The sequence below is a fragment of the Nocardioides luti genome, assembly GCF_014212315.1.
GTDB lineage: Bacteria > Actinomycetota > Actinomycetes > Propionibacteriales > Nocardioidaceae > Nocardioides > Nocardioides luti.
Map to the genome: position 1 here is coordinate 2,986,214 of NZ_JACKXE010000001.1, position 22,352 is coordinate 3,008,565.

Sequence of the window (22,352 nt, forward strand, 5' to 3'; positions counted from 1 at the left end):
GGGGCGGACCCCCGGCCGCGGACGGACGGGCCGCCGGTAGGTTCCCCCCGTGGCCCTCAAGGACGTCGTCGCGACGCTCACCCCCCGTGTCCAGGCAACCGTGCTGCGCGGCATGCTCGCGCTCCCCGAGCCGGTGCAGCGCCGGCTGGTCGGGAAGCCGGTCGTCCGCGACGGCCAGACCCTCGCGACCGACGTCCAGCTCAGCCTGTGGCTGCAGAAGCTCGCCAAGGAGCCGGGCGCCGAGACCCTGCCGATGGAGGAGGGCCGCGCGGCGCTGCGCCGGCACGCCGCAGCGGCCGGTGGGCGCCAGCCGATCGGCTCGGTCCGCGACCTGACCGTGGCGGACCTGCCCGCGCGGCTCTACGTGCCCACCGGGGCCCCGGCCACCGGGCCGCTGCTGGTGTTCTTCCACGGCGGCGGCTTCATGCACGGCGACCTCGAGTCGCACGACGCCGCCTGCCGCTTCCTCGCCGAGCGCAGCGGCGTGCGCATCGTGGCGGTCGACTACCGCCTGGCCCCCGAGGCGCAGTTCCCCGCGGCGTACGACGACGCGTGCGCGGCGTACCGCTGGGTGGTCGCGAACGCCGCCTCGCTCGGCGGCGACCCGGCCCGGCTCGCGGTCGGCGGCGACTCCGCGGGCGGCACGCTCTCGGCCGGCGTCGCGCTCGTGGCCGCGCGCGAGGGCCTGCCGCTGGCGTTCCAGCTGCTGGTCTACCCCGCCAGCGACGGCGTGCGGCGCACCTCGAGCGCGGAGCTGTTCAGCGAGGGGTTCTACCTGACCCGGGCCTACATGGAGCTCGCCAACGACAGCTACATGCCGGCGGGCGGCGACTTCACGGACCCGCGCTACTCACCGCTCTACGCCGACATCCCCGCCGGGGTGGCTCCCGCGTTCGTCGCCACGGCCGGCTTCGACCCGCTGCGCGACGAGGGCGAGGCCTACGCCCGCAAGCTCGCCGAGGCGGGCGTGCGGGTGGAGCTCAAGAGGTACCCCGGCCTCATCCACGGCTTCCTCAACATCGTCGGCGTCGGCCGCAGCTCGAAGGCCGCGGTCGCCGAGCTGGCCGCCAAGCTCAAGGCCGCCCTCGGTGGTTGAGGCCCGCTAGAGCTCCGGGCGCCAGCGACGCAGCGCCTCGGTCAGCGCGACGGAGTCGACGGCCCTCGAGGTGACGACGACCGGCTCGAGGCTGCGGCGCAGGAAGCGGACCTGCCAGTCGCGGCTGCCGGGCTGGCCCTCGGTCTCGACCACGGTGCGCTCGTCGCGGAGGTCGAAGCGGTGGTGGTGGTCGCCGTCGACGATGTCGACCAGACCGCGGTCGAGGCGGACGTACGACGTGCGCGGACGGGTCACCACCGCGACGAGCACCAGCAGCACGGTGAGGCCGGCCCCGCCGGCGATGACGGGCACCGCGAGCGCCGTGCCGACGGCGTATGCCGTGACGAGGGCCGCCACGAGCGCCCCGACGGCCGCGACGCGGGCTATCCGGCTGCGCGGTGAGCCGAAGGTCAGCACGGCGTCGGCGTCGTCGGGGGTGTCCGCCGAGCGGCGGCCCCCGACCGGGTCGCCGGCGGGCAGGCCGGTGCCGGCGCGGTCGGCGACGGCGTCGTCACCCTGGAGGTCGGCGTTCAGCGGCGGGTGCGGCGGGAGCACGACGGCCTCGGGACGCTGCCACCAGTGCCGCCGGACCGTGAGCTCGTCGAGGAGCAGCGCACGGGTCTCGGCGAGGGCGTGCGCGAGGTCGCGGGCCCGCTCCTCGGCCGCCCGGCGCTCGCGCAGGGCCTCCTCGGCGACCTCGGTCTGACGGCGTACGGCGGCCTCGACCGCGCTCCGCTCCATCGCGCGCTTCTCGGCCTTCTCCTCCGCGATCGCGCGCAGGCGGGCCTGCTCGGCGACCGCCTCCTCCGCGTCGGTGCGGGCGGTGAACGCGACCCGGATCTCGTCGGCGTGCGCGGCGGCGGCGGCCGCGGCCTGGTCGACGACCTCGCGGGTGCGGACCTCGGCGCTCTCGCGGTCGGCCGCGGAGCGCGAGGCGCTCTCGGCCTGGCTGCGCGCCTCCTCCTCGGCGGCGTGGCGGTCGGCCAGGGCGACCCGGGCGACCTCCTCGGCGGCGGCCCGCGCCTCGGCGTGCTCCTGGGCGACGGCGTCCGCGGCGGCCCGGGCCTCCTCGGCGGCCCGCGCCTCCCGGCTGCGCAGCTCGGCGGCCTGGTGGGCGGCGTGCTCGGCCTGAGCGGCCATCGCCGCGGCGTCGGCGAGCTCGCGGAAGCGGGCCTCCGCGGCCTCGCGGTCGGCGAGCGCCTGCTCGGCGCGCGCGGCCTGGTCGCGGGCGGCCTGCTCGGCGGCGGCCCGCTCCGACTGCGCCTCGCGGGCGACCTCGGCGGCGGCCTGCGCGGCCTCCTCGGCGGCGGCGCGCTTCTCGGCCTGCTCCGCGGCGACGTGCTCGGCCATCGCCCGGTCGTCGTGGGCGACGGAGGCCCGGTCGGCGTGCTCGGCGGCGGTCTCGTCGGCGGCGATCCGGGCCTCGGTGGCGGTGCGGGTGGCCTCGGCTAGATCGGTGGCGGCGCGGTGCGCGGCCTCCTCGGCGGCCGCGGCGAGTCCGGCGGCGACGGCCTGCTCGCGGGCGGCGTTCTCGGCGGAGGTCCGCTCGACGAGGGCCTGCTCGGCCCGGTCGGCCTGCACGCGGGCGGCCTCCTCGGCCGCGGTCCGGGCCCGGTGGGCGGCGCCGGCCTGCTGGGCGTGGTAGCCGGCCGACTGGTCGGCCTCGGCGCGAGCCGCCGCCTGCTCTGCGGCGGCCTGCTCGGCCGCCGTACGCCCGTCGTGCGCACCGCTCGCCAGCTCCGCCTGCCGGGAGGCGGCCTCGTCCGCGGCGATGCGGGCCTCGGTGGCGATGCGGGTCGCGTCGGCCAGCTCGGTGGCGGCCCGGTGGGCGGCCTCCTCGGCGGCGGCCGCGGTGGCGGCGGCAGCGGCCTGCTCGCGAGCGGCTTCCTCGGCGGCGGTGCGCTCGGCCAGGGCCTGCTCCGCGCGCTCGGCGGCGGCCCGGGCGGCGTCCTCGGCGGCCCGGCGCTCGGCGGCTGCCCGGTGCGCGGTCTCCGACTGCTCGCGCGCGGCCTGCTCCGCGGCGGCCCGGGCCTCGGCCTGCTCGGTCGCGGCCTGCTCGGCGGCGCTCCGCGCGTCGGCGTGCTCCCCGGCCGCGGTCTCGGCGGCCTCGCGCGCCGCGACCGCGGATCGTACGGCGGCAGCATGCTCGTCCGCGGCGGCCCGGAGCGACCCCGCGTGCTCCTCGGTCGCGGCCTGCAGCGTCGCGGCGTGCTCGTCCGCGGCGGCGCGGGCGGCCGCGGCGTGCTCCTCGGCGGCCCGCGACCCGGCCTCGGCGAGCTCGTGGGCGCGGGCCTCGGCCGCGGCCCGGTCCTCGTGGGCCTGCCGGGCGGCCTCGGCGTGCTCGGCGGCGGCCTCCTCGGCGGCGACCCGGGCGCTGTGGGCGTCGGCGGCGTCGCGGCCGAGACCGCGCGCGGTCTCCTCGGCCTCGGTGCGGGCCGCGTGCGCCAGGGTGGCCGCCTCGGCGGCGTCCCGGGCGGCGTCCTCGGCCGCGGCGCGGTCGGCGGCCTGCAGCGCGGCGGCCTGCTCGGCGACCAGGCGGAACGCCATCGAGGCCCGCGCGGACGCGCTCTCCTCGAGGGCGGCCTTCTCGGCTGTCTCGCGCTCCTTCAGCGCGGCGATCGCGGCCTGCTCGGCGACGAGGCGCTCCTCGGCGTGGGTTCGGACCGCGGCCTCGGCCTCGGCCCGGGCGGCGTGCGCCTCCTGCGCGGCCGCGGCGTGCTCGGCGGCCTTCGCGTCGGCCTCCTCGCGGGCCACGGACGCGGCCCGGGCGGACTCCTCGGCGACCAGCCGCTCGGCCGAGGCCTCCGTCGCGGACAGCTCGGCGGCGTGCCGGAGCTTGGCGGCGCGGTGGGCCGCAGCGGCCTGCTCGGCGGCCCGGCGTACGGCCAGCTCGGGGTTCTCCGGCACGGTCTGCGCAGACTGGACGCGGCGGCGCCAGCGGCTCCCGCCGTCCTCGGCGCGCGCGCGATCGCGCCGCAGGGAGTCGTCGGCGTCGCGCTGGTCGTCGTCAGTGGGGCCCGAGGTCATCGAGAGGGAGGTTATCCGTTGTCCGCCCGGCAGTCGCGCGGATGGCGCGATCGGGCAGGATCGAGGCGTGATCGGGACACGGGAGGCCGGGATCGGGGCCGTGCTGGTGCTCGTCGCCGCGGGCGCGGCGTTCGTGGTCCTGCGCGACGGCTCCGGCGGCGCCACCGCCGACCAGCCCGTCCGCACGGTCTTCATGGGCGACTCGCTCACGCAGGCCGACACCGGCCGCTTCGACGCCCGCCCCGGCCCCGCGTCGTGGGTGGCGTACGCCGTGAGCGGCCGCTCGCCCTGGTCGTACGTCGCGGACGTCGCCGTAGGCGGCCAGACCCTGGTGCAGATGGCCGAGCGCTTCGAGCAGGACGTGCTGGCGCGCGACCCCGAGGGCGTCGTGATCATGGGCGGCACCAACGACGTGCTGCAGGGGCTGCCGGTCGAGCCGTCGGTCGCGAGCCTCGTGACGATGGTCGGGCTGGCGCGGGACGCGGGTGCCCAGGTGTGGGTGATCGGCCCGCCGGCCATCGACGCGGCCTACGCCAAGCCGGTCACGCCGATGGTGGAGGCGCAGCGCCGGGCCGCGGAGCAGGCCGGGGCGACGTACGTCGACATCGGGCCGGACGACCGCCTCTACGGGCGCAACGGCGACTGGCTTCCGGGTCTCAGCTTCGACGGCGTGCACCCGACGCCGGAGGGCGCGCGGGCGCTCGCCGGCGTGATCCTCGACCGGCTGGCCGAGTGAGCGCCTAGTAGACGAGGGCCTGCACGTCGTCGCGCAGGACCTCCTCGGTGAAGCCGGCCGCCCCGGCGATCCGGACACCCTCGCGCAGGTCGCCCTCGACGATGCCCCGCCGGGCGGCGCACTGCGTGCACACCGTGACCATCCCGCCGGCGACCACCGCGGCGAGCAGGTCGGCCAGGGGCGTGGCGAGGTCGAGCGCGAACTCCTCGGCCCGGCCCGGCACCCCGAACCACGCGGCCTCGCCGGTGAGCCAGAGCGAGACGTCGGCGCCCGCCGCGACGGCGGTGGCGGCGACGGTGAACGCCTGGTTGCAGCGCTCGGCGTCCTCGCTCCCGCAGGTGACCTTGACGACGAGTGGGCGTGGCATGCGTCCGACTCTAGAGTGGTCGCCATGCCTTTCGAGCTCCCCGACAACCTGCACCCGAACTGTGGTCCCGTGGCCTGGCTGCTCGGCACCTGGCGCGGGAGCGGCCACGGCGACTACCCGACGATCGAGGCGTACGAGTTCGGCCAGGAGCTGATCTTCACCCACGACGGCCGCCCGTTCTTCCACTACATGTCCCGCGCGTGGATCACCGACGAGAACGGCGAGAAGATCCGCGACGCCGCGATCGAGACCGGCTTCCTGCGCTGCCTGGAGGACGGCAAGGTGGAGTTCCTGCTGACCCACAACACCGGCTTCGTCGAGATCTGGCACGGCACCGCCGACGGCGGCAAGCTCGACCTGACGACCGACGCGGTCGCCCGGACCGAGACCGCCAAGGAGTACACCGGCGGCAAGCGCCTCTACGGCAACGTCGAGGGCGACCTGCTCTACGCCTTCGACATGGCGGCCATGGGGCAGGCGCTCCAGCCGCACACCTGGGCCCGGCTCGTCCGCGCCTGACGTCTTCTCGGACGGTCCCGCTGGTCGAGTAGGTCGCGCAGCGACCGTATCGAGACCCACCCGCCGAACCGGTCTCGTCGGTCGAGTAGGTCGCGCAGCGACCGTATCGAGACCCTCCCCGCCCAACCGCGCAACAATGGCCCCATGACCGACGACTGGCGCGAGCGACTCCGGGGCAGCGGCTACCGGCTGACCCCGCAGCGCGAGCTGATCCTCAGCGCCGTCGAGGAGCTCGGGCACGCCACCCCCGACGAGGTGCTGGCCAAGGTCCGCGAGCAGTCGTCGGCGGTCAACGTGTCGACGGTCTACCGCACGCTCGAGGTCCTGGAGGAGCTCGGCCTGGTGCGGCACGCGCACCTGAGCGACCGCGCCCCGACGTACCACTCCGTCACGGACCACGAGCACTTCCACCTCGTCTGCCGGAATTGTCGACGCATCACCTCGGTTGACCCTGGTGTCATCACCCCGCTCAGCGACCGGCTGCGCGACGAGCACGCGTTCGTCGTGGACGTCGGCCACCTGACGGTCTTCGGCCAGTGCACGGACTGCGAACGCCCCGCGCACGCCGACCACCCGCCCGGCACCCCGCCCGGCACCCACGCACATCCCGAGGAGCCCCACACCCATGCGTAGCCCCCTGCTGGACCTGCCCGGCGCCGTCGCCGGTGACGGCATCGACGCCGAGGTGGCCGCGCACTACGGCTCCTTCAACCTCGAGCAGCGCTCGCTCGAGTCCGGCGAGGGCTTCGTCGACCTCTCGCACCGCGACGTGCTCCGCATCTCCGGGCCGGACCGCCTCACCTGGCTGCACTCGCTGACCTCGCAGCACCTCACCGCCCTCGCGCCGAAGGTGTGGACCGGCGCGCTGGTGCTCAGCCCGAACGGCCACGTCGAGCACGCGTTCTACGGGTACGACGACGGCGAGGCGTTCACGGCGCACACCGAGCCCGGCCAGGTGGCCGCGCTCATCGCGTTCCTCGAGCGGATGAAGTTCATGATGCGGGTCGAGGTCACCGACGTGACCGACCAGCTGGCCGTTACCTGGCGCCCCCGCCCCGCGCCGGTGGTTGAGGAGGTTGCGCAGCAACCGTCTCGAAACCACCCGTCGCCGTACGCCGCCTACGAGCTCGTCCCGCGCGACCAGCTGACGGCGTACGCCGCGGCCGCCGGCCCGGCGTGCGGCTTCTGGGCCTTCGAGGCGCTGCGGATCGCGCGCGGGGAGCCGCGCCTGGGCATCGACACCGACGCCCGGACGATCCCCAACGAGGCCGGCTGGATCCCGGCCGCCGTGCACCTCGACAAGGGCTGCTACCGCGGGCAGGAGACCGTCGCGCGGGTGCACACGCTCGGGCGGCCGCCGCGCCGGCTGACGCTGCTGCACCTCGACGGCACCGAGAACAGGCTGCCCGCGCAGGGTGCCGAGATCCGCTCCGGCGACAAGGTGGTCGGCTTCGTCGGCTCGTCCGCGCGCCACCACGAGCTCGGGCCGATCGCGCTCGGCATGGTCAAGCGCAACGTCCCCGTGGACGCCCCGCTGGTCGTCGACGACATGCCGGCCGGCCAGGAGGTCGTCGTCGACCCCGAGGTCGGGCTGCACGTGCGCCCGATGCGCTGACCCGCACGGCGCTCTCACCGCCCCGCTGGCATCCTTGGCGGGTGCGCGCGTTCCTGGTCGTCTGCCTCTTCGGCATCATCAGCGCGCTGACGCTGCTGCTCCTGGCCGGGCACGGCCCCTGGGCGGGCCACACCATCTGGCGGATGGATGCCGCCCACGGCATGAACGTGGGCGACATCCCCGTGCTCGGCATGTGGGGGATCGGGTCGCTGTTCTGCCTGGTGCTGCTCTGGCGGGAGAGCTAGGCCCTCTCGTACATCACGTGCGTGTCGGCCGCCGCATGGGCGAAGCCCAGCCCGGAGTAGACCGCGACCGCCGGGGCGTTGTCCGACTCGACGTACAGCAGCACCTCGGCGACGCCCAGCCCCGCCAGGTGGTGCAGCCCGGCGAGCGTGAGCAGCTTGCCGAGGCCACGACCCTGCGCGCCGGGGTCGATGCCCACGACGTACACCTCGCCCAGCGCGGCCGAGTGCTGCTTGGTCCAGTGGAAGCCCAGCATCCGCTCGCCGTCCGTCGCGACGAGCAGCCCGTCGGGGGAGAACCACGGCTCCGCCATCCGCTCGGCCAGGTTGGCGGCGTCCATCGACCCCTGCTCGGGGTGGTGCGCGAAGGCCGCGGCGTTCACGCGCAGCAGCTCGGCCTCGTCGCCGGGACGGAAGGACCGGACGGGTACGTCGCTCGCGGGCAGCTCCGGGAGCGGGTCGGCCGTCGCACGGCGCATCACCCAGAGCTCGCGCACCTTCGCGAAGCCGCGCGACGCGGCGAGCCGGTCGGCCGCGGGGTGGTGGCCGTGCGACCACGCACTGAGTTGTCCCGTCCGCCCGCCGCCTGCCCGGGCGTCCAGCGCCTCGTCCAGCAGGCTCGTCCCGACGCCCCGGCCCCGCGCGTCCGGGTGCACGACCAGCGTCAGCTCGTCCCCGATCACCAGCGCGACCCCGCCCTCGCGCTCGAAGCGCTGCACGCTGTCGGGCCGGTGCCGGAGCGCCAGCCAGGTCGCCTCGTCCAGCGGGGCGGCTCCGTCGGCGGACTCGGCGGCGGCCGCGAGGGCCTCGAGGTCGGTCACCCCGCCACTCTAGGAGCCTCGGGTGCGGCTGCTTCGAGAGCGAGGAGTCTGAGGCGCACGTGCTGCGCCCCAGACTCCTCGCTCAGGCAGCCGGCCGGTCGAGGGCAGCGACGGCACAGTCCGGACCGCAGGCGACCGGTGCCCCGGTCCAGCCGCGCCGCTGGAGGATCCGTGCCAGTCGCGCCGCGGTCCGGCACTCGGTGCCGTACACCTGCCGCCACCGGAGTCGCACCGCTTCCCGGCCGTCCGCGTGGTCGTCGAGGTCGCGGTCCGCGTCGCGCCCGGTGGCGTCCCAACCCGTGTGGCCGGCCCGGCCGTCCAGCTCGACCACCAGCCCGAACGCCACGTACTCCACGTCGCGGTACTCCCGCCCCTCCGCGCGTCGCGGCCGCTGCCGCCGCCCCTCGGGCAGGCCGTGCGCTCGCTCCACGCGGGTGAGGAAGCCGTGCTCCAGGACCGAGCAGGTGCCACGCTCGAGGTCGTCCAGGAGCCGCGTCAGGAAGGCCCGGTCGCGGGTGCGTGATCGCGCGGCGAGTGCGGTGCGCAGCCGCGCCGCCGTCGTACGCCGTCCGCCGACCGCGTCGGTCAGCACGCGCACCGCGTCCAACCGCGTCGGTGCGCGGTGGGCGAGCTCCAGGGCGGTCGCCTCGGTGCGCACGCGTGGGGGAGAGGCGTTCTCCTGGACCTGGGCGGCGAGCCCGACGACGCGGTGCACGCGGACCCCCGGCTGGTCGGCGAGGCGGCGTGCGGCCTCGACGGCGACGTGGACGACCGCGTCGCCCGGAAGCGGTGCACCAGCCGACCCGTCAGCCGCCCACGCGGACTCCAGGCACAGCGCCGCGCCCGGTCCTGCGTGGAGAACGGCCGCCCAGGCCCGCTGGTGCCAGCTCAGTGGGCCGGTGTGGTCGACGTACACCCCCGGGAGGACGGCCGTGAGCTCACGACGCCGGACCATCCGGTCGAGGTCGTGCTTGCCCGCCCCCACCTTGCCGAGCAGCTGGCGCCGGGCGACGACACCGGACTGCAGCTCGAGCAGCTCGCGCAGGCGGTCGTGGTCCACGTCAGGAGGCTGCCCAGGGACGCTGGCCGGCTCACCTGCTGCAGGAACACCTGTGGACAACCATCAGCGCGGAGTCTGAGCCGCACCAGGTGCGCCGCAGACTCCTCGCTGTCGTTCCCGACCAGCCGTCAGGCGTCCTGCTCCGCACGGTGCAGCGCGTCGGAGGAGTCCTTGATCTCCTTGGCCTCCTTGGTGGGGAGGACGAACCGGTAGCCGACGTTGCGGACCGTGCCGATGAGCGTCTCGTTCTCGGGGCCGAGCTTCGCGCGGAGGCGCCGCACGTGCACGTCGACGGTGCGGGTGCCGCCGAAGTAGTCGTAGCCCCACACCTCCTGCAGCAGCTGCTGCCGGCTGAAGACGCGGCCGGGGTGCTGGGCGAGGAACTTGAGGAGCTCGAACTCCTTGAACGTGAGGTCGAGCGCGCGGCCGCCGATCTTGGCGGTGTACGTCGCCTCGTCGACGACCACCTCGCCGGAGCGGATCACGTGCGACTCGGGGTCGTCGGCCTCGCGGCGGGCGGCGAGCCGGCCGATCGCCAGCTTGATGCGCGCCTCGAGCTCGGCGGGGCCGCAGGTGTGCAGCACGACGTCGTCCATGCCCCAGTCGTGGGTGACGACGGCGAGGCCGCCCTCGGTGACGATGAGGAGGACGGGCACGTCGGTGCCGGTGGTGCGGATCAGCCGGCACAGGTCGCGGGCGTGGGCCAGCTCCTGGCGGCCGTCGACCAGCAGCAGGTCGGCGTCGGGCGCCTCGAGCAGGGCACTGCCCTCGGCGGGGAGGATCTTGACCTGGTGGCCCAGCAGGGCCAGCCCCGGCAGCACCTCCGTCGAGGGTTGCAGCGCGCTGGTGAGCAGCAGAAGGGTGCTCATGGGTCTCCTCCCGTAACGGGCGGGGACCAAGACGCAGCGCTGGGCCTCGGTCGGGTTTCGTCGTGGTGAAGAATACCGAACATGAGCCTCGACGCGCCGGGAACCGGTCCGGATGAGACGCGGGTCATCCGCGTCCACTACTGGGCGGCCGCGAAGTCGGCGGCCGGCGTCGCCGGTGACGATCTCCCCGTGGACGGCCCGATCTCGCTCACCGAGGTGCTCCGCCGGGCCGTCGCCCTGCACCCCGGGACCCGCCTCGGCGCGGTCCTCGGCAGCTGCTCGACCCTGCTCGGCGACCGCCCCGTCTCGGCCGAGGACCCCGACGAGGTCCTGGTGCCGGTCGGCTCGACCATCGAGTTCCTCCCGCCCTTCGCCGGCGGCTGAGCCGTGCCCTCGCGGCTCACCTCCGCTTCACGGCTGCTGGGGCTGAGCTCCGCCGCCCGCGCCTGGGACCACCCGGCGTCCGCACCCGACCCCGACGCCCGGATGTTCGGCGAGCTGCACCGCGAGCTCGCGACAGCGCTCCAGGGGCCGCGCCTGGTGGCTGCGGCCCCGCGGCTGGCCCGGGCGCCGCGCGCCCCGCAGCCCGGTCACGTCGTCGTCGACGTCCCGGGCTGGCGGGCACCGGAGGTGGCCACGCTGCCGCTGCGCACCTACCTCCGCGCGCTGGGCTACGACGCCCACGGCTGGGGCTTCGGCATCAACCGCGGTGACGCCCGCGCCGACGCGCGCCGGCTCGGGCAGCAGGTGGCCGGTCTCGCCGAGCAGCACGGGCCGGTCTCGCTGGTCGGTTGGAGCCTGGGCGGCGTGATCGTGCGCGAGGTCGCGCGCCTGCACCCGTCGTACGTCGCCTGCGTCGTGACCTACGGCTCGCCGGTGTTCGGCGGCCCCGTCCCGAAGGCGGTGCCGGTGACCGCGATCGTCAGCCGGCGCGACGGCATCGTGCCGTGGCGCTCCGCCGTCGACGGCCGCTCGCCGGACGTCGAGCACGTCGAGGTCGACTCCACCCACCTCGGACTGGGCTTCGACCCGGACGTCTGGGGCGTCGTCGCCGAGCGGCTCGCCCGCGCGTCCCGCGCCGGTTGAGCGTCCCGCCGGGCACAGCCTCGCGCGCCCCGGAATCGAAAGCGTGCATCCGTCGTTGAGCACTTCATGACCGCAGGAGCATGGGTACTCGTCGTCGCCGTCGTGGCAGCGCTGTCCTTCGGGCTCTACCGCGCGGCGGTGGACGGCCGCTTCCGCGGCACGCACCGCGTCCGCGCCGCCGCGGCCGCCACCTCGACCGCGTCCCCGACGTCCGAGCCCGCACCGGCCACCCCCTCGATCGCCGACCTCGCGGAGTCGCAGGGTCTGGCCCTCGAGCTGGGGGAGCGGGCCACGCTGCTGCAGTTCTCCTCCGCCTTCTGCGCCCCCTGCCGCGCCACCCGCCGCACGCTCACCGAGGTCGCCGACGTCGTGCCCGGCGTCCGCCACGTCGAGGTCGACGCGGAGCACCACCTCGAGCTGGTGCGCCACCTCGGCGTCCTGCGCACCCCGACCACGCTGGTGCTCGACGCCCGCGGCGCCGAGGTCACCCGGGCCGCCGGGGCGCCCCGCAAGGAGCAGGTCCTGTCCGCGCTCGCCGGGATCGGCGCTCAGGGGTAGAGGTAGTCCTCGGACTCCTCGACGCCGGTCTCGAGCCGCCTCATGTCGACCCGCACCATGTGGTCGACCACGGTCTCGAAGTCGTAGGCCGGCTCCCAGCCGAGCTGCTCGCGCGCCTTGGTCGGGTCGCCGGCGAGGTCGACGACCTCGGCGGGCCGCATCAGCGCCGGGTCCTGCACGACGTACGGCGTGGGGTCGTCGATGCCGACCGCGAGGAACGCCAGGGCGAGCACGTCCGAGAGCGCGCGTGACACCCCCGTCGCCACGATGAAGTCCGCGGGCTCGTCCTGCTGGAGCATGAGGTGCATCGACCGGGCGTAGTCGGCCGCGGAGCCCCAGTCGCGCCGGACGTCGAGGTTGCCGAGCGAGACCTGCTCGCGGCGGCCCAGGGCGATCTCCGCGACCGCCTGGGTGATCTTGCGGGTCACGAACTGCTGCGGTCGCAGCGGGCTCTCGTGGTTGTAGAGCGTGCCGGTGCACGTGAACAGGCCGTAGGACTCGCGGTAGTTCACCGTCAGGTGGTGGGCGAAGCTCTTGGTCACGGCGTAGGGGCTGCGGGGGTGGTGCGGGGTGCCCTCGGTCTGCGGCTGCTGGTCGCTGATGCCGAACATCTCCGAGCTCGACGGCTGGAAGTAGCGCGGCGCCGACCCGTGCCGGTCCTGGTGCGCGACGAGCTCCTCGAGGATCCGCAGCACCGCCATCCCGTTGGTCTCGGCGACCAGCTCGGCCTGGCCCCAGCTGGCGCCGACCGAGGTGAAGCCGGCGAGGTTGTAGACCTCGTCCGGACGGACGGTGTCGAGGATCGCGGCGAAGCCGGCCCGGTCGCGCACGTCCAGCTCGCGCAGCTCGACGCCGGAGAGGTACGCCGCGCGGTCGCCGTCGAGGGCGTCCTCGCGCACGGTGCCGACGACGCGGTAGCCGAGGGTGAGCAGGTGCCGGGCGAGGTAGACGCCGTCCTGGCCGCCGACGCCGAGGACGAGGGCGGTCGGCCCGGACGCTTCACTCATGGTGGGCACACCCTAGCCATCACCTCCGGCGTCTTGAAGGGTGGACAGACGTCTCGTCTGACGAGATGGAACAAGGCGGGACCGGGTGGCGTTCTCCTACAGTGCTTCCCATGTCCTCGACCATGCTGACCCGCCGCCGCGCAGTGGACCACTGCCGCGTGCGCTCGTCGCTGTGTCGAATGTCCTGACGGGTCGCATCGCCCCAACTGCTCTTTAATCCACCGACTTAGGCGACTAACGTCGGACCGAGAGCCCTCACCCCCGGGCGAGGTCGCGATGACACCCGGCCGCCGCCCCGCGTCGGCCTCGTCGATCGAGCACGTCGAGATCCCAGGAGAGACATGTCCACCACCGTGAACCCCAGCACCGCCAGCGGCGCGCGCGTCGACTCGACCGCCGGCCGCCCGGCGCGCATCGACCCGCGCGGCCCGCAGCTCGGTGCCGCGATCACGTCGGTCGTGCTCGCCGCCGTGCTGCTGCTCGCCCCCCACCCGGCGGCGGTCGCCCTGCTCGCCGTCCAGGCCGTGCTGTTCGCCACCGGTGCCGCGCTGGGCGTCCAGCGCACGCCGTACGCCTGGCTCTTCAAGACGTTCGTCCGGCCGCGGCTCGGCGCCCCCGGCGAGCTCGAGGACACCGCCCCGCCGCGCTTCGCGCAGGGCGTGGGCCTGGCCTTCGCCCTCGTCGGCCTCGTCGGCTTCCTGACCGGCGTGACCGCGGTCGGCCTGGTCGCCACCGGCCTCGCGCTGGTCGCGGCGCTGCTCAACGCGGCCTTCCGCTTCTGCCTCGGCTGCGAGATGTACCTCCTCATCAAGCGCTTCGCCCCCATCGGTGGTTGAGGAGGTCGCGCAGCGACCGTCTCGAAACCACCCCAGACCCCACCGCGCCGGCCGCCGGCGCACAGAAAGGTAATGACATGAGCCGCGAGAACTCCCTCGTCTCCACCCAGTGGGTGGAGGACCACCTCGACGACCCGCAGGTCGTGATCGTCGAGGTCGACGAGGACACCACGTCCTACGACAAGGGCCACATCCGTGGCGCGATCAAGCTCGACTGGACGACCGACCTCCAGGACCAGGTCCGTCGCGACTTCGTCAACAAGCAGCAGTTCGAGGCCCTGCTCTCCGAGCGCGGCGTCGGCAACGACCACACGGTCGTGCTGTACGGCGGCAACAACAACTGGTTCGCCGCGTACGCCTACTGGTACTTCACGCTCTACGGCCACGCCGACGTCAAGCTCATGGACGGCGGCCGCAAGAAGTGGGAGCTCGACTCCCGCGAGCTGACCGACGAGCTCCCGACGCGTGAGGCCACGACGTACTCCGCCCAGGAGCAGGACACCTCGATCCGCGCCTTCCGCGACGAGGTCGTCGCCGCCATCGGCGCGCAGAACCTCGTCGACGTGCGCAGCCCCGACGAGTACGCCGGCCGCCTGCTCGCCCCGGCCCACCTCCCGCAGGAGCAGGCCCAGCGCGCCGGCCACGTGCCGACGTCGGTCAACGTCCCGTGGAGCAAGAACGCCAACGACGACGGGACCTTCAAGTCCGACGACGAGCTCAACGCGCTCTACGAGGAGGTCGGCTTCGACACCTGCAAGGACACCATCGCCCTGTGCCGCATCGGTGAGCGCTCGTCGCTGACCTGGTTCGTGCTCAAGGAGCTGCTCGGCCGCGAGAACGTCAAGAACTACGACGGCTCGTGGACCGAGTACGGCTCCCTCGTCGGTGTCCCCGTCGCCCTGGGCGACGAGCCCGGCTCGGCCGAGGGCGGCGCCTGATGTGCGGCGCCACCGAGGGCGGTCTGTCCCTCGACGGCGTGAACGTCGCCAAGGAGGCCGTGATCCAGGGCCAGGTCCTGCGCGGTGCCGAGCCCGTCGGCAACGCCTACGTGCGCCTGCTCGACCGCACCGGTGAGTTCACCGCCGAGGTCCCCACCTCGGCCACCGGCCACTTCCGGTTCTTCGCCGGCGACGGCGAGTGGACGCTGCGCACGCTCGCGCCGAAGGCCGAGCCCGTGGACAACAAGGTCGTCGCCGCCGTCGGCTCGGTCGCCGAGGTCACCGTCTCCATCTGAGACACAGCAGCACAGCAGCACAGCAACGAGGCCCCGCCGGAGCACCCGGCGGGGCCTCGCTGCGTCCGGCGCGGGCGCGCCCACCCGCCTGTCAGACTCGGTCCCCATGGCTCCCGTCCGACTCGTCTCCGCCGCGCTCCTGGTGGCGTACGCCGTGGCGCTGGCCGTCGTGCTGATGGAGTACAACCCGCTGGTGGCCACGGACGTCGTCGCGCGCTTCGGCTACTGGCTCCAGGGGCACGGGGCCTCCGCTGCGATGACCGAGCCGGCCCGCGTCGAGTTCCTGCTGAACGCCGCGATGTTCGCGCCGGTCGCCTTCCTGGCGGCCCTGGCCCTGCCTCGCCAGCACTGGGCCACCTGGGTGGTCTGGGGCTTCGTCCTCTCGGGGGCCGTCGAGCTCCTGCAGGGCGTCCTGCTGCCCCCGCGGTCCGCGCAGTTCGAGGACGTCGTGGCCAACACCCTCGGGGCGCTGGTCGGGGCGGTGGCCTCGCTCCCGGTCGCCCGGGTGATGACAAAGCGGTGAGGGCGGTCCAGACCGGTGTTAGCCTCGCCGGGTGCTCTGGATCACGAGCACCCGTCGATGCGATTTCTTGGGGGAATCCATGTCCTTGACCCGTTCCCGACCGCGTGTGCTCACGCTGGTCTCGCTCCTGCTGGCGCCGGCACTCGCGCTCAGCACCCTGTCCGTCGCCGCGCCGGCCCAGGCGCAGAAGATCAAGCCGACCTTCTGGGGGATGCACGACAACGAGTGGACCACCCCGCCGACCGTCACGATCGGCTCGGCCAACTTCACGACCACCGGCACCTACTGGCGCAACGTCGAGACCAGCAAGGGCAATTACGACTTCACGCGCCTCGACCTCCAGGTCTCCGCGGCCGAGGGCGTCGGCGCCCAGCCGATGGTCCTCCTGGGCCAGACGCCCAAGTTCCACTCGACCAAGCCCCGCTCGTCGAACGTCGTCACGACCATGCCGAAGATCAAGGCCTGGAAGAAGTACGTCACCAAGGTCGCCGCGCGCTACGGCACCCGGATCGACTACCAGATCTGGCCCGAGCCCAACATCATCCAGAACTGGTCCGGCACCCCCAAGCAGATGGCGCAGCTGACCGTGGTCGCCGCCAAGGCGATCCAGAAGGCGGCCGGCAAGAAGGCGAAGGTCATCTCGCCCGCCGTGGCCCTGCGCCTGCCGTCGCAGCAGGACTGGACCGTGAAGTACTTCAAGTCCAGCGTGGGCGGCGTCCGTCCCGGCAAGGTCGTCGACGCGGTCGCGATCGACCCGTTCCCGGCGCAGAAGGGCACGCCGGAGGACTCCTACAAGATCATGCAGACGATCAAGAAGAAGCTCGGCCGGATCGGCGTCCACAAGCCGTTCTGGAACAACGAGATCAACTACGGGGTCGCCGGTGGTGGCGCCACCACCACCACGAGCTACCCCGTGCCGAAGCAGCAGGCGTACGTCGTCCGGACCTACGCCCTGAGCGCCGCGGCGAAGATGGCGCGGACCTACTGGCTCGCCTGGTTCAGCAGCCCCGAGCTCGCGATCAACATGACGGACGCCAACGGCTTCGCGCTGCCGCCGGCCACGTCGTACTCCGTCGTGCGCTCCTGGCTCAACGGGACCAACATGAAGGGCTGCTCGAAGAAGAAGAACGGCGTGTGGGTGTGCACCGCCACGAACGGCGCGAACGAGGTGCGCCGGATCTACTGGCTGCCCAAGGGCGTCAAGACGTTCAACACCCCGAAGTCGACCACGCGCGTCGAGGACCAGGACGGCAACGTCGACAGCCGCACCGGCAAGTTCCTCGTCGGTGTCGACTACCGGCCGATCATGATCGCCTCCCGCAAGTAGCACGCACCTCCGAAGGGTGCGTCGACGCTGCTCGCAGCGTCGGCGCACCCTTCTGCGTGTCCGGCGGCGGCTCCGCACCGTGGTTTCGCGGCCACGCCGCGTGACACCTAGACTCGGCCCTCGGCCCACGGGGAAGGCACTCATCACCCATGCACACTGACCAGTCCACGGTCCTGGTGACCGGCGGCACCGGCTCCTTCGGTTCCACGATGATCCGCAGGTTGCTCGACACCGATGTCCGCGAGATCCGGGTCCTGAGCCGCGACGAGCTCAAGCAGCACGAGCTGCGCCAGGCCCTCAACGACCCGCGCGTCCGGTTCTACCTCGGCGACGTGCGCGACGAGGACAGCGTGCACCGGGCCACCCGCGGCGTCGACTTCGTCTTCCACGCGGCCGCGCTCAAGCAGGTCCCGAGCTGCGAGTTCTTCCCGCTCGAGGCCGTGCGCACGAACATCCTCGGCAGCGCCAACGTGATCGAGGCGTCGAACGCCAACGGCGTCCAGAGCGTCGTGTGCCTCGGCACCGACAAGGCGGCCTACCCCGTCAACGCGATGGGCATGAGCAAGGCGCTGATGGAGAAGGTCGCGCAGGCCTTCGCCCGCAACAACCCGACCGCGCGCACCACCGTGTCCACGGTCCGCTACGGCAACGTGATGATGTCGCGCGGCTCGGTCATCCCGCTCTTCGCCGAGCAGGTGCGCACCGGGGCGCCGATGACGCTGACCGACCCCTCCATGACCCGCTTCCTGATGTCGCTGGACGAGGCCGTCCTGCTCGTCGAGCACGCCTTCGAGCACGCGCGGCCCGGCGACCTCTTCATCCGCAAGGCGCCCGCCAGCACCGTCGGCGACCTGGCTCGCGCCGTCGCGTCGGCGATGGGCCGCGAGGCCGACCTCCAGGTGATCGGCACCCGCCACGGCGAGAAGCTCTACGAGACGCTCGCGACCCGCGAGGAGCTGGCCCGGTCCGAGGACCAGGGCGACTACTTCCGCGTCGCCGTCGACGCCCGCGACCTGAACTACGGCGAGTACTTCGACGAGGGCGACGTGACGGAGTCCGAGATCGACGACTACCACTCGCACAACACCGAGCGCCTGGACGTCGCGGGCGTGGTCGACCTGCTCGAGGGGCTGCCCCAGTTCCGGGCGCTCGTGGCGGCCACGTGACCCCGTTCTGGGTCGCGCTGGCGGTCGGGGTCCTGCTGACGGGCCTGGCCGTCCCGCTGCTGCGGCGCGCCTCGATGATCGACCGGCCCAACCACCGCTCGTCCCACGACGTCCCGGTGCCCCGGGGCGGCGGCGTCGCCGTCGTGCTGGCGGTGCTGGTCGGGGTCGCGCTCGACGGTGGCTCCGACGCCTGGGCGGTGGTCGTGCCGGCCCTGCTGCTCGCGGCCGTCGGCCTGACCGACGACCTCCGGTCGCTCTCGGCGCGGCTGCGCCTCACCGCCCAGCTGGTCGTGGCGGTCGGCCTCTGCGCGTGGGTCGCGGCCACCCAGTCGGTCACCGGGGCGGCGCTGCCGCTCCTGCTGGTGATCGGCGTCGTCGGCGTGGTCGGCTTCGTCAACGCCTTCAACTTCATGGACGGCATCAACGGGATCTCCGCGCTGCACGCGGCGGTGTCGGGCGGCTGGTTCGCCTGGCTCGGCCACGACCGCGACCTGCCGGTGCTGCTCCTGCTCGGCCTGGTCGTCGCCGGCGGCGCCCTCGGCTTCCTGCCGTGGAACGCCCTCGGTCGCGTCTTCCTCGGGGACGTCGGCAGCTACGGCATCGGCGCCCTGCTCGCCGGGACCGCGATCACCGCGTGGGCGCTCGACGTCCCGGTGGTGCTGGCCGTCGCCCCGCTGCTCGTCTACCTCGCCGACACCTCCTCGGTGATGCTGCGCCGCGCCCGCGCGGGCGAGCCGCTCTTCGAGGCGCACCGCCAGCACGCCTACCAGCGGCTGGTGCAGCAGGGCTGGCCGCACCTCGGTGCCGCCGCCTGGAGCGCAGCCGTCTCGGTCGCCGTCGTCCTCGTGCTCGCCGGGCTCTACCCCGACCACGCGGTCGTGGCCGTGCTGCTCGCGGTCGCGCTGCTGGCGGCGTACCTCGCCACCCCGCGCCTGGTCGAGGCGCGCCACCGCGAAGGCGTGAGCGTCTCGTGAGGATCGCCTTCATCACCCAGTGGTACGACCCCGAGGTCGGCTCCGCCGCCATCCCGGGCGCCGTCGTGCGCGCCCTCCAGGCCCGCGGCCACGACGTCGAGGTGATCACCGGGTTCCCCAACTACCCGACCGGGCGCCTGTACGACGGGTACCGGCTGCGGCCCTACCTCCGCGACGAGGTCCGCGGCGTGGTCGTCCACCGGCTGCCGCTCTACCCCAGCCACGACGCCTCGGCCGTCCGCCGGATCCTGAACTTCCTGAGCTTCATGGTGAGCTCGACGCTGCTGGCCCCCGTGCTCGCACGCCGCTGCCAGGTCGCCCTCGTCTACTCGACGCCCGCGACCGTGGGGATGGCCGGGATCGCCCTGCGCGCCCTGCTCCGGCGCCCGTTCGTGCTCTACGTCCAGGACCTCTGGCCGGACACGCTGACGGCGACCGGCATGCTCCCCGCCCGCCTCACCCGGCCGGCGGAGTGGGTCCTGCACCGCTTCTGCAACCGCGTCTACCGCTCCGCCGCCCACATCGCGGTGATCTCGCCGGGGATGAAGACGATCCTGATGGGGCGCGGGGTGCCGGAGAGCAAGATCGACGTCGTCTACAACTGGGTCGACGAGCAGCTCTTCCGTCCGGTCGCCGGGACGTCGTCGGCCGAGGGGCCGTTCGAGGTGATGTACGCCGGCGCGATCGGCCCGGTCCAGGGTCTCGACGTGGCGGTCCGCGCCCTCGCGCTGCTGCGGCCCGACGAGGACGTCCGGCTCCGCCTGATCGGCAGCGGCGGCGAGGTGCCGGCGCTGCAGCGGCTCGCCGACGAGCTCGGGGTCGCCGACCGGGTCACCTTCGAGGGGCCGCGGTCGGTGGGGGAGATGTCCGAGGTGATGGCGTCCGCCCACGTCCAGCTGGTCTGCCTCAAGGACGACCCGCTCTTCCACTTCACGATGCCGAGCAAGATCCAGGCGATCCTGGCCTCGGGGCGACCGGTCATCACCTGCGCGCCCGGCGACGTCGCCGCGCTGACCGCGGCGTCCGGCGCCGGCTGGGCCGTCGGCCCCGGCGACGCCGCCGGGCTCGCGGAGGCCTTCCGCGCGGCCCGCTCGCTCACCCCGCACGAGCTCGACGAGCTCGGCCGGGCCGGGCACACGTACTACCAGGACCGGCTCTCGGCCCGCTTCGGCGCCGAGCAGCTGGAGGGCGCCCTCACGAGCGCGCTCGGCGAGACGAAGGAGGCGGGGACCCGTGCCTCGTAGTCGTGTGGTGCTCGTCGGGGCGACGGGCTTCGTGGGCTCGGCCGTGGCCGAGGCGCTGGCGGCGACGGGCGAGGTCGTGCCGGTCCCGTCCCCGCGCCTGACGTCGACGGCGCGCACCGTCGACGACGTACTCCGGGCTGCGGCCGAGCAGGGCGACGTGCATGCCGACCTGGTCCGCCGGTTCGCCGGCGCCGACGCGGTCGTCAACGCGGCCGGGAACCCCGACGCCTCCTCGCTCGACCTCGACGTGCTGTACGGCGCCAACGCGCTCCTCCCCGCGGTGCTGCTCGCGGCCGCGGCGGAGGCGGGGGCGCCGCGCTTCGTCCACGTCAGCTCGGCCGTCGTGCAGAACGACCACCCCGTCCTCGACGACTCCGAGGACGTCCACGGCTTCTCGCCGTACTCCGGCTCCAAGGTGCTGGGGGAGCACGTCCTCCGCGACGCCGCCACGCCCGGCTGCCACGTCGTGCGCTACCGCCCGCCGTCGGTGCACGCACCCGGACGGCGCGTGACGCGGATGATCACCCGGATCGCCGGCTCGCCCGCGGCGACCGTCGCGCGGCCCGGCCAGCAGCCGACGCCGCAGGCGCTGCTGCCCAACGTCGGCTCCGCCGTCGCCTTCCTCGCGACCACCGACCGGGTGCCGCCCGCCGTCGTGCACCACCCCTCGGAGGGCGTCACCGTCACCACGTTGATGAGCGACCTGTCCGGCGGTCGCGCCCCGCGCCGGGTGCCGCGGTCGCTGGCCCGCCTGCTCGTCGCCACGGCCAAGCTCGTCGGCCGCGTGCACCAGCCCACGGCCGCCAACGCTCGCCGGCTCGAGCTGCTCTGGCTCGGCCAGGGCCAGGCGCCCAGCTGGCTCACCGAGGCCGGCTGGCAGGCCCCCGTGGGCCGCGAGGGCTGGCAGGCGCTGGCCGCGGGGGAGGCGTCATGACGATCGCGATCACCGGCGGCCACGGCTTCCTCGGCTGGCACACCGCGAGCCGGCTGCGGGCGCTCACGGGCACCGACGCCGTCCGGCTCGGCCGCGACGACTTCGCGGACCCGCAGCGGCTCGCGTCCGCCCTCGACGGCGTCGACGCGGTGCTGCACCTCGCGGGGGTGAACCGCGCCGGCTCCGACGAGGAGGTCGAGCAGGGCAACGTGCGCCTCGCCCTGGACCTCGCGGTCGCGCTCGCGCACCAGGACCGCCCGATCGACGTGGTCTACGCCAACTCGGTGCAGGCCGAGCTGGACAACGCCTACGGCCGCGGCAAGGCCGCCGCCGCAGCGCTGCTCGCCAGCGCCGTGGAGACCCATGGCGGCCACTTCGCCGACCTGCTGCTGCCCAACCTCTTCGGGGAGCACGGGCGGCCGGCGTACAACTCCTTCGTCGCGACCTTCGCCCACGAGGTGGCCGCGGGTCGTCGCCCCACGGTCACCGTCGACCGCGAGGTCCCGCTGCTGCACGCCCAGGACGCGGCGCGCGAGCTGCTGGCGTCGGTCGGCCGCACGGAGCGTCGGACTCTCGACGCGGAGCCGCGCGGCGTCGGCGAGGTGCTGGCGCTGCTCGAGCAGGCGCACGCGCTCTACGCGACCCGTGGCGAGATCCCGCCGCTGCCGGGGCCCTTCGAGGTCAACCTCTTCAACACCTACCGCGCGGCCGCCTTCCCCGCGATGTGGCCGCTCTCGCCGCAGGTGCACGCCGACAACCGGGGCGAGCTCTTCGAGACCGTCCGCGCCCACGGCGGCACCGGCCAGGCGTTCGTCTCGACGACGAGGCCCGGCCAGATGCGGGGCGACCACTACCACCTGCACAAGGTGGAGCGCTTCTTCGTGGTGCAGGGTGAGGCGGAGATCAGCCTGCGCCGCCTGCTGCACGACGAGGTCGTGACGTTCCGCCTCAGCGGCGCGACCCCGTCGTTCGTCGACATGCCCACGCTGTGGGTGCACAACATCCGCAACGTCGGCGACACCGAGCTCGTCACGATGTTCTGGGCCGACCAGCTGCTCGACCCGGAGAACCCCGACCAGTACCCCGAGAAGGTGGCCCTGCCGTGAAGGTG

General features: G+C 74.2%; 25 protein-coding genes. 19 read left to right on the forward strand and 6 right to left on the reverse strand.

The genetic code is table 11. From position 1 onward, the window contains the following. Nucleotides 1–49 precede the first annotated feature (49 nt). Nucleotides 50–1,096, forward strand: a complete 1,047-nt coding sequence (locus H5V45_RS14160; RefSeq protein WP_343061565.1) for an alpha/beta hydrolase — start codon at nucleotides 50–52, stop codon at nucleotides 1,094–1,096. A 6-nt stretch (nucleotides 1,097–1,102) separates the two neighbouring features. Here H5V45_RS14160 and H5V45_RS14165 read toward each other — a convergent pair whose 3' ends face one another. Next, nucleotides 1,103–4,123, reverse strand: a complete 3,021-nt coding sequence (locus H5V45_RS14165; protein ID WP_185253518.1) for a coiled-coil domain-containing protein — start codon at nucleotides 4,121–4,123, stop codon at nucleotides 1,103–1,105. 67 nt (nucleotides 4,124–4,190) lie between these two features. On the opposite strand from H5V45_RS14165, the gene H5V45_RS14170 reads away from it, so the two are divergent. Further along, complete coding sequence (locus H5V45_RS14170; RefSeq protein ID WP_185253519.1) at nucleotides 4,191–4,859, forward strand: GDSL-type esterase/lipase family protein; 669 nt, start codon at nucleotides 4,191–4,193, stop codon at nucleotides 4,857–4,859. A gap of 4 nt (nucleotides 4,860–4,863) precedes the next feature. Here the strand turns inward: H5V45_RS14170 and H5V45_RS14175 are convergent, their stop codons facing one another. Next, nucleotides 4,864–5,226, reverse strand: coding sequence for a DsrE family protein (locus tag H5V45_RS14175; RefSeq protein WP_185253520.1), 363 nt, complete (start codon nucleotides 5,224–5,226; stop codon nucleotides 4,864–4,866). Between the two features lie 24 nt (nucleotides 5,227–5,250). Between H5V45_RS14175 and H5V45_RS14180 the strand changes: the two genes are divergently transcribed. The 4 genes from H5V45_RS14180 (at nucleotide 5,251) to H5V45_RS14195 (ending at nucleotide 7,605) form a co-directional block, all read left to right on the forward strand. Then, nucleotides 5,251–5,745 (forward strand): heme-binding beta-barrel domain-containing protein, encoded by a 495-nt coding sequence (locus H5V45_RS14180; RefSeq protein ID WP_185253521.1) that lies wholly within the window; start codon nucleotides 5,251–5,253, stop codon nucleotides 5,743–5,745. A 144-nt stretch (nucleotides 5,746–5,889) separates the two neighbouring features. Continuing rightward, the gene (locus tag H5V45_RS14185; protein ID WP_185253522.1) at nucleotides 5,890–6,378 is read left to right on the forward strand and encodes a Fur family transcriptional regulator; all 489 of its coding nucleotides are present in this window, start codon (nucleotides 5,890–5,892) and stop codon (nucleotides 6,376–6,378) included. Continuing rightward, nucleotides 6,371–7,360, forward strand: a complete 990-nt coding sequence (ygfZ, locus tag H5V45_RS14190; RefSeq protein ID WP_185253523.1) for a CAF17-like 4Fe-4S cluster assembly/insertion protein YgfZ — start codon at nucleotides 6,371–6,373, stop codon at nucleotides 7,358–7,360. The genes H5V45_RS14185 and ygfZ overlap by 8 nt, the downstream gene beginning before the upstream one ends. Before the next feature lie 41 nt (nucleotides 7,361–7,401). Continuing rightward, on the forward strand, nucleotides 7,402–7,605 hold the full coding sequence (locus H5V45_RS14195; RefSeq protein ID WP_185253524.1) for a hypothetical protein: 204 nt from the start codon (nucleotides 7,402–7,404) through the stop codon (nucleotides 7,603–7,605). On the opposite strand, the gene mshD is transcribed toward H5V45_RS14195, so the two are convergent. From mshD to H5V45_RS14210, 3 genes are all read right to left on the reverse strand, one after another. Continuing rightward, complete coding sequence (gene mshD / locus H5V45_RS14200; RefSeq protein WP_185253525.1) at nucleotides 7,602–8,423, reverse strand: mycothiol synthase; 822 nt, start codon at nucleotides 8,421–8,423, stop codon at nucleotides 7,602–7,604. The two genes, H5V45_RS14195 and mshD, sit on opposite strands and share 4 nt — an antisense overlap. An 82-nt stretch (nucleotides 8,424–8,505) precedes the next feature. Then, complete coding sequence (locus tag H5V45_RS14205; RefSeq protein WP_185253526.1) at nucleotides 8,506–9,483, reverse strand: hypothetical protein; 978 nt, start codon at nucleotides 9,481–9,483, stop codon at nucleotides 8,506–8,508. Nucleotides 9,484–9,611: 128 nt separating this feature from the next. Continuing rightward, on the reverse strand, nucleotides 9,612–10,352 hold the full coding sequence (locus tag H5V45_RS14210) for a response regulator transcription factor (protein ID WP_185253527.1): 741 nt from the start codon (nucleotides 10,350–10,352) through the stop codon (nucleotides 9,612–9,614). An 81-nt stretch (nucleotides 10,353–10,433) separates the two neighbouring features. Between H5V45_RS14210 and H5V45_RS14215 the strand changes: the two genes are divergently transcribed. The 3 genes from H5V45_RS14215 (at nucleotide 10,434) to H5V45_RS14225 (ending at nucleotide 11,996) form a co-directional block, all read left to right on the forward strand. After that, complete coding sequence (locus tag H5V45_RS14215) at nucleotides 10,434–10,736, forward strand: MoaD/ThiS family protein (protein ID WP_185253528.1); 303 nt, start codon at nucleotides 10,434–10,436, stop codon at nucleotides 10,734–10,736. Nucleotides 10,737–10,739: 3 nt separating this feature from the next. Beyond that, nucleotides 10,740–11,438, forward strand: a complete 699-nt coding sequence (locus H5V45_RS14220; RefSeq protein ID WP_185253529.1) for a lipase family alpha/beta hydrolase — start codon at nucleotides 10,740–10,742, stop codon at nucleotides 11,436–11,438. Nucleotides 11,439–11,504: 66 nt separating this feature from the next. Further along, entirely contained in the window at nucleotides 11,505–11,996 is a 492-nt protein-coding gene (locus tag H5V45_RS14225; RefSeq protein ID WP_185253530.1) for a thioredoxin family protein, read from the forward strand. Here H5V45_RS14225 and H5V45_RS14230 read toward each other — a convergent pair. Next, nucleotides 11,987–13,003, reverse strand: a complete 1,017-nt coding sequence (locus H5V45_RS14230) for a GDP-mannose 4,6-dehydratase (RefSeq protein WP_185253531.1) — start codon at nucleotides 13,001–13,003, stop codon at nucleotides 11,987–11,989. The genes H5V45_RS14225 and H5V45_RS14230 overlap by 10 nt on opposite strands. 341 nt (nucleotides 13,004–13,344) lie before the next feature. On the opposite strand from H5V45_RS14230, the gene H5V45_RS14235 reads away from it, so the two are divergent. From H5V45_RS14235 to H5V45_RS14280, 10 genes are all read left to right on the forward strand, one after another. Then, nucleotides 13,345–13,839: a DUF4395 domain-containing protein gene (locus tag H5V45_RS14235; protein WP_185253532.1), complete on the forward strand. Its 495-nt coding sequence runs from the start codon at nucleotides 13,345–13,347 to the stop codon at nucleotides 13,837–13,839. A gap of 77 nt (nucleotides 13,840–13,916) precedes the next feature. After that, the gene (locus H5V45_RS14240) at nucleotides 13,917–14,777 is read left to right on the forward strand and encodes a sulfurtransferase (RefSeq protein WP_185253533.1); all 861 of its coding nucleotides are present in this window, start codon (nucleotides 13,917–13,919) and stop codon (nucleotides 14,775–14,777) included. Continuing rightward, on the forward strand, nucleotides 14,777–15,073 hold the full coding sequence (locus H5V45_RS14245; RefSeq protein ID WP_185253534.1) for a DUF1416 domain-containing protein: 297 nt from the start codon (nucleotides 14,777–14,779) through the stop codon (nucleotides 15,071–15,073). Before H5V45_RS14240 ends, H5V45_RS14245 begins: the two co-directional genes overlap by 1 nt. A gap of 106 nt (nucleotides 15,074–15,179) precedes the next feature. Continuing rightward, nucleotides 15,180–15,596 (forward strand): VanZ family protein, encoded by a 417-nt coding sequence (locus tag H5V45_RS14250; RefSeq protein ID WP_185253535.1) that lies wholly within the window; start codon nucleotides 15,180–15,182, stop codon nucleotides 15,594–15,596. Between the two features lie 79 nt (nucleotides 15,597–15,675). Continuing rightward, complete coding sequence (locus tag H5V45_RS14255) at nucleotides 15,676–16,923, forward strand: hypothetical protein (RefSeq protein ID WP_185253536.1); 1,248 nt, start codon at nucleotides 15,676–15,678, stop codon at nucleotides 16,921–16,923. Between the two features lie 149 nt (nucleotides 16,924–17,072). Further along, on the forward strand, nucleotides 17,073–18,089 hold the full coding sequence (locus H5V45_RS14260; RefSeq protein WP_185253537.1) for a polysaccharide biosynthesis protein: 1,017 nt from the start codon (nucleotides 17,073–17,075) through the stop codon (nucleotides 18,087–18,089). Further along, nucleotides 18,086–19,063 carry an MraY family glycosyltransferase gene (locus H5V45_RS22690; protein ID WP_185253538.1) on the forward strand — a complete coding sequence of 326 codons (978 nt, stop codon included), beginning with the start codon at nucleotides 18,086–18,088 and terminating at the stop codon, nucleotides 19,061–19,063. Before H5V45_RS14260 ends, H5V45_RS22690 begins: the two co-directional genes overlap by 4 nt. Further along, nucleotides 19,060–20,307, forward strand: coding sequence for a glycosyltransferase (locus tag H5V45_RS22400; RefSeq protein ID WP_185253539.1), 1,248 nt, complete (start codon nucleotides 19,060–19,062; stop codon nucleotides 20,305–20,307). The genes H5V45_RS22690 and H5V45_RS22400 overlap by 4 nt, the downstream gene beginning before the upstream one ends. Next, on the forward strand, nucleotides 20,297–21,241 hold the full coding sequence (locus tag H5V45_RS14275; RefSeq protein WP_185253540.1) for an NAD-dependent epimerase/dehydratase family protein: 945 nt from the start codon (nucleotides 20,297–20,299) through the stop codon (nucleotides 21,239–21,241). Before H5V45_RS22400 ends, H5V45_RS14275 begins: the two co-directional genes overlap by 11 nt. Next, nucleotides 21,238–22,347: a polysaccharide biosynthesis C-terminal domain-containing protein gene (locus H5V45_RS14280; protein ID WP_185253541.1), complete on the forward strand. Its 1,110-nt coding sequence runs from the start codon at nucleotides 21,238–21,240 to the stop codon at nucleotides 22,345–22,347. The genes H5V45_RS14275 and H5V45_RS14280 overlap by 4 nt, the downstream gene beginning before the upstream one ends. Nucleotides 22,348–22,352: the final 5 nt, after the last annotated feature.

Coding starts and splice junctions, on each gene's coding strand:
- H5V45_RS14230 (WP_185253531.1), bottom strand. CDS start 13,003: ATGAGTGAAGCGTCCGGGCCGACCGCCCTCGTCCTCGGCGTCGGCGGC.
- H5V45_RS14175 (WP_185253520.1), bottom strand. CDS start 5,226: ATGCCACGCCCACTCGTCGTCAAGGTCACCTGCGGGAGCGAGGACGCC.
- H5V45_RS14255 (WP_185253536.1), top strand. CDS start 15,676: ATGTCCTTGACCCGTTCCCGACCGCGTGTGCTCACGCTGGTCTCGCTC.
- H5V45_RS14225 (WP_185253530.1), top strand. CDS start 11,505: ATGACCGCAGGAGCATGGGTACTCGTCGTCGCCGTCGTGGCAGCGCTG.
- H5V45_RS14180 (WP_185253521.1), top strand. CDS start 5,251: ATGCCTTTCGAGCTCCCCGACAACCTGCACCCGAACTGTGGTCCCGTG.
- H5V45_RS14215 (WP_185253528.1), top strand. CDS start 10,434: ATGAGCCTCGACGCGCCGGGAACCGGTCCGGATGAGACGCGGGTCATC.
- ygfZ (WP_185253523.1), top strand. CDS start 6,371: ATGCGTAGCCCCCTGCTGGACCTGCCCGGCGCCGTCGCCGGTGACGGC.
- H5V45_RS14240 (WP_185253533.1), top strand. CDS start 13,917: ATGAGCCGCGAGAACTCCCTCGTCTCCACCCAGTGGGTGGAGGACCAC.
- H5V45_RS14210 (WP_185253527.1), bottom strand. CDS start 10,352: ATGAGCACCCTTCTGCTGCTCACCAGCGCGCTGCAACCCTCGACGGAG.
- H5V45_RS14280 (WP_185253541.1), top strand. CDS start 21,238: ATGACGATCGCGATCACCGGCGGCCACGGCTTCCTCGGCTGGCACACC.
- H5V45_RS14185 (WP_185253522.1), top strand. CDS start 5,890: ATGACCGACGACTGGCGCGAGCGACTCCGGGGCAGCGGCTACCGGCTG.
- H5V45_RS14235 (WP_185253532.1), top strand. CDS start 13,345: ATGTCCACCACCGTGAACCCCAGCACCGCCAGCGGCGCGCGCGTCGAC.
- H5V45_RS14245 (WP_185253534.1), top strand. CDS start 14,777: ATGTGCGGCGCCACCGAGGGCGGTCTGTCCCTCGACGGCGTGAACGTC.
- H5V45_RS14165 (WP_185253518.1), bottom strand. CDS start 4,123: ATGACCTCGGGCCCCACTGACGACGACCAGCGCGACGCCGACGACTCC.
- H5V45_RS14260 (WP_185253537.1), top strand. CDS start 17,073: ATGCACACTGACCAGTCCACGGTCCTGGTGACCGGCGGCACCGGCTCC.
- H5V45_RS14250 (WP_185253535.1), top strand. CDS start 15,180: ATGGCTCCCGTCCGACTCGTCTCCGCCGCGCTCCTGGTGGCGTACGCC.